The organism is Allocatenococcus thiocycli (assembly GCF_921292965.1).
In the GTDB taxonomy this organism is placed as follows: Bacteria; Pseudomonadota; Gammaproteobacteria; order Enterobacterales; family Vibrionaceae; genus Vibrio; species Vibrio natriegens.
Genome location: NZ_CAKLCK010000014.1, coordinates 1 through 4,841, shown reverse-complemented (window position 1 = coordinate 4,841; position 4,841 = coordinate 1). Strand labels below are relative to the sequence as shown.

The 4,841-nt window shown below is 40.2% G+C and carries 5 protein-coding genes; 2 read left to right on the top strand and 3 right to left on the bottom strand.

Annotation, left to right across the window (positions count from 1 at the left end; translation table 11 throughout):
* Positions 1 to 1,489: relaxase family protein (locus tag L9Q40_RS05950; RefSeq protein WP_498792640.1), on the top strand; the 1,489-nt coding region annotated here is incomplete at its 5' end.
* Here L9Q40_RS05950 and L9Q40_RS05945 read toward each other — a convergent pair.
* The 3 genes from L9Q40_RS05945 to L9Q40_RS05935 all read right to left on the bottom strand — a co-directional run bounded on the left by L9Q40_RS05945 (position 1,486) and on the right by L9Q40_RS05935 (position 4,236).
* Positions 1,486 to 2,502, bottom strand: a complete 1,017-nt coding sequence (locus L9Q40_RS05945) for a replication initiation protein (RefSeq protein WP_498792639.1) — start codon at positions 2,500 to 2,502, stop codon at positions 1,486 to 1,488. The two genes, L9Q40_RS05950 and L9Q40_RS05945, sit on opposite strands and share 4 nt — an antisense overlap.
* Before the next feature lie 567 nt (positions 2,503 to 3,069).
* A complete protein-coding gene (locus L9Q40_RS05940) occupies positions 3,070 to 3,558 on the bottom strand; it encodes a MerR family transcriptional regulator (RefSeq protein WP_498792637.1) in 489 nt (162 codons plus the stop codon).
* Between the two features lie 141 nt (positions 3,559 to 3,699).
* Positions 3,700 to 4,236, bottom strand: a complete 537-nt coding sequence (locus L9Q40_RS05935; protein WP_498792635.1) for a hypothetical protein — start codon at positions 4,234 to 4,236, stop codon at positions 3,700 to 3,702.
* Between the two features lie 224 nt (positions 4,237 to 4,460).
* Between L9Q40_RS05935 and mobC the strand changes: the two genes are divergently transcribed.
* Positions 4,461 to 4,808: a plasmid mobilization relaxosome protein MobC gene (gene mobC, locus L9Q40_RS05930; RefSeq protein WP_213895691.1), complete on the top strand. Its 348-nt coding sequence runs from the start codon at positions 4,461 to 4,463 to the stop codon at positions 4,806 to 4,808.
* Positions 4,809 to 4,841: the final 33 nt, after the last annotated feature.

Sequence of the window (4,841 nt, the reverse complement as noted above, 5' to 3'; positions counted from 1 at the left end):
CGGTGGTATTAACTACCTTCTCGGTGATGTTAATCGTTCCGTGAAGCCGGAACTTTTGCGAGGCAACGAGGCGATAACTAGACAGCTTTTGTTGCAGGCCACGGGCGAACGTGAGTACACCACGGGCGTGCTTTCTTTTAAAGAGTTGGCTCAAGACGTCTCGTTAGACGTGCAAAATGAGATCATGGATTTGTACGAAGAAACCCTGATGGCGGGCTTTCCCAAGGATCACTATGACATGATGTGGATTCGCCACACCGATAAAGAGGGGAGGCTAGAACTTAACTGGCACGTAGTGAATCAAGATCTGGTAACTGGGCGTGTGCTCCAGCCGTACTACCACAAACAAGATGGTGTGAGACTCGATTTAGCAAAGCAGGTTGTTAATGACAAATACGGATTTCATTCACCGGATGACCCTAAGAATTTTAGAGATGCTACTCATAAAAATAACTTTGGTAGTCGAGCTGAAATACAGGACAGAATAATAAATCAGATATGGGCAGGCATTGAATCGGAAGAAATAAACAACCGTGATGATATTATTAATTTATTTAATGATGCGGAATGGCTAGATATTTCTAGGGTTACAGGCAGCGGCATATCAATAAAAATAAATAACAACGATGAAATTAGAAAACCCATCAGATTTAAAGGAGGAATCTTCTCAGATAAGTTCCAAGAAGGACTTGGAAGTTATTTACAAGCAAAAGAGGACTCAGCTAGAGAATTTAGCCATCAGCGCGAACAAAGGCTTGAGTCAAATAAACTCAAACTTGAAGAATACAATTTCAGGATCTCAGATAAGCGAAAAGAATTGCTTGTCGCTCCAAAAGAAAATAGAAGAAATCAATTCGGAGTTAATCGGGATAACCCTAAACCTGAAGGAGATAGAGAACCAGCAGATAACAATATTAAACTCGAAGAATCATCAGATCCAAAAATACATGAGGTTAACAATAATAATGCCAACGCTCATGATAATAACCTTAGCAATGGGGATGTTGATCGGGTTGAACTTGTAACGCCTAAGCAGAACTTAATCGAAATAATAAAACAAGAAAATGAATCACTCACAAATACAGCGACTGCAAGAAGCAGAGCAGAACCTACTAAAGCTAGCGGAAACAAACCAAGCCGAGTTGCTCAATTACTTAAAGCCTTTACTGACAGAGTACAGGAGTTCTTTAAGCCAATTGAACCAGCAATTGGTCGAAGAGAAAGAGAAGCGGCAGAGCTTGGAAACGACTATGCAGAGCTTAACGAAAAATGTGCAGAACTTAATCGACTTATTAGTAGATCCAACGGATGGCCGCCAGTAATTGAGGCGGCTCTAAAAGCGAAGAAGCAACGCGAGATTGCTAACGCATTTACTAACAGTGCTGCGCTCGATGCAGCCCAAGAGATTTTGAATCAAATCAACAATGGCGGCAGCGATAAAACTCCGGGTTCCCAACCGAAGAGAACCCCTTCAAAATTAACGCTCTAATCTTCAAACAGGTGGCTGTAATCTCTAGTTACAGCTACTCGTGATAAGCCTGCCAGCCTTGCTACAGCAGCTTTGCTGACTCGTTTGTTTTCATCTTTAAGTTGTCGAATCGCTTCCTTGATGGCAGCCTCAGATCTTCCTTTCTGCTTTGCTTTCGTCATCTTCTGGGCATTACGCTGCGCTTCTTTAATCTGTTCTGTAGTCATACGTTTTTTCTTTGGTTTAAGTCGGTGCCAGCAAAAGCTTGCAATGCTCTTAGCTATTCCGGCTAGTTCTCTTTTATCGAGTGCTTCTTTGCCTTCAAATTGATTCGCACGTTCACACCACGCTAATACAATTTTGTGCCAGTCCTCAAACTGAACTCCGTCCAAATCTTTGTACCGACTTACTTCACCGTAAGCCCTGAATCGAACTTGGTCAAACACGCCCGTATTGCGCCCTGATTTGCCTTCTAACGATGTGTTCTTACCTTTGCGTGCCTTCCGCCCTAGGTCTAGTTCTAAACCCTTCTCAAGCCCTTCTAGCGTGTGCGTCCGGTCGTGTATCCAGTGGGCTTCCCAATGTGGATGAAACGGGTTCTTGCTGATGTCCCGTTTAAAGTCTGGATCGGCTTCGTACTTGATATCAATAGCGTTCTCGATTGCTCGCAGATACTTGTATGCAGCATGATTCCTTGCGGACTCTTGGCAATAAACAGGATCTTTAAGCAGCCAGAAACACTGATGGTTGCTTGATTCTTTGTTGAATACCACAACGTTTGGTTGCACTGGAAGCTTGCACCAATCAAAAGGGTTGCCGTTATCGAAGTCAACCATAACCCACCGTCGATCATTGCTATGCAGACGCACCCACGGGGCTTCTGAGAGGGCTTTCACCTTATCGACATAGTAAGACCCCTTTTTCTTCTGAAACATGGCTCTGGGCCATTCTGGGACGTATTCCCATTCTTTCATTAGAAAGAGATTTAGTTGTTCTTCGTTTAGTTGTGATGTGACATTAAATTTTGTGTGCATACTCCGTTATCTTTTTTATCGAAAAGACACGGAATACTGGATTTCGCAGGTGCAATGACTTGTGTTAAAGGTGATGACATTGTAAGCTTACCTTGTATCTGGAAGCCCTGATTAGCGTGAGTCGCCAAACTTAACCGCTATCGGGGCTTTGTCTTTTCTGGTTTTAAATTCTTTTGATGACGCATACTTACGCCACTCGATACATTCAATGTACAAACATTACTTGGGCGATACAATGGCTATCGATCAAAAAAGTGTAAACTATGCTCCCCCCCCCTTCAGTTGTAGTATATTAACGGAGTTAATATGCGAGTCTTGAGATCTTCATATTTAAAGAAAGGGGGATGTGTTGGAGGTTACTGGGGTGCTCTGTGCTGTCTTTAAGCCTTTAGAGATAAAGTTATCACCCAATTTCGTCTAAAAAGAACCTTGTTTAGCTAAAAATCTATTTATAATCAGTTACTTACATCAATAATTGGTAGACCCAAATAGAGAATCAAACTTGCTGCGCTGCGTTTAACACTCCATTTGCGCCTTAATTAAAGCTAATGTACGCATACGAAAGCATTAGTTATCCACATCTAATTCTAGTTGGGTAATTATTACCCAATGTTTACCCACAGTATTCCGGTCAACTCCGGCTTGTCTAGCAAGCTCGGCTCGGCTTATTTTAGGACTACCAAGCTCTAAAAACTTAGCTCTCGCCTTATCTATAGCTTGTTGCTGCCTAGCTTCGTTAGCACCCTTAATGGGTAAATCTTGGGTATCATGCTGGGTAGGTTTTACACCTTCATTACACACATGTTGCTTAATATTGTGTAATTCTTGGGTAAGGTTGTCTATTTTTGTGTGTAATTCCTGTATAAGAGGCAATAGATCTAGGTTGTTACTGGGTAACTTTTTCCTCATGACGCTTCTTTCTGTGCTAACGTCTACAAATACCCCTTCTTCTGTCTCAATTGTCTTTATTTTATTGGCTTTACGCCAGTTGAATAAGGTTTTTCTTGTGATCCCAAAGTGATCACAAGCTTCTTTGATTGTGTAGAGATTACTCATAGATTACCCGCGTGTAATTGTTTTACCCATTGATTGGGTAATTATTACACAAATTTGCCATACTGCCTTACTTATTAAAGCTAATGTACGCATACGTTAGCTTTAAATTCATTAAAATGCGCTACACTGTAGCGCAAATGGTTATTTTTGGTCTGCAATCGCCTTCTGATACGCTTCTCTAGCCGCTTCGACATTGTTATTTATTATCTCTTCAAAGTTTTCTAAGTCTTTGCAGTAATTAGAAATAAAGCTATCTAGATCATCGTCTGTGCTGCTGCTTTTCGCAGTTCTTCCTGCTTGACCAAAAATATAAACATAAGACTTCTGGCTCCCGATGCGACCTTTGATTTCACCTCGCACGTCTTGCAGGAATATCCGCTCCGCCAAGCGCCTCGCTATCGTAGGCGTTACATCTATCTCTTTTCCGTCTTTAGCGGCTTTATGTAGCCGTACAAGCAACTCAAAAAGCCGACATGATGTCTTGTATCTTTTAATGGCTGCTGTAAGCCTCGCCCCTCTCCTTGGAGCTTCCCATTCGTCATCTTTATAGTTAGCTAGCTCGGTATCAAAAGCATCTTGAATGTTTTGATCTAAAATATATAAATCAAGCATCTTTTGATGATATTCATTATATTTACTTGCAGTTTTTAATTTGTCTTCACTGTTTATTTTCGTCATATTATTATTTTTATTAAAGCTAATATACGCATACATTAGCTTTAATTTTTTTGAAATGCAAATATATTTTTTTTGAAAACTGTACGGAATTTATTAATATACAAATAAAGGTCGGTATTAATTTCCTTAGCCAGCCCACTCTAGTACGGAATTTTTCGTACCTCAAATTTTCCTACTAGAGGCTGGCAAGGGAATTCCCTTGACCCTTTTTAAAAGACAAAACCATGGAAAAGATTCAAAGACACGAACGCATTGAAATACGATTAACGTTAGAGGAAAAAAATAAGTTAATCAGTATGGTTGATAACTCTATCGACTTTAATACTATCGCTAAGTTATTCAGATTTAGAATGTTTGAAGAAGAGTTTTATTTGCCAAAAACCGAGCTTGTTCAAGTTGACCCTGAGTACACAAGGCAGGTTGCAAAAATCGGAAATAATATAAATCAGTTGACGCATCATGTTAATGCTTGCGCCAAAGGTGGGGAAAAATATTCTGCATATGAGCTAGGTGAGTTACTGAAAAATATAGATCTAAAAATCACTCAATTAATTAAACAGCATGTTAAATAAGGTATTCAAATACTCAAAACACAAAGGTCGTTT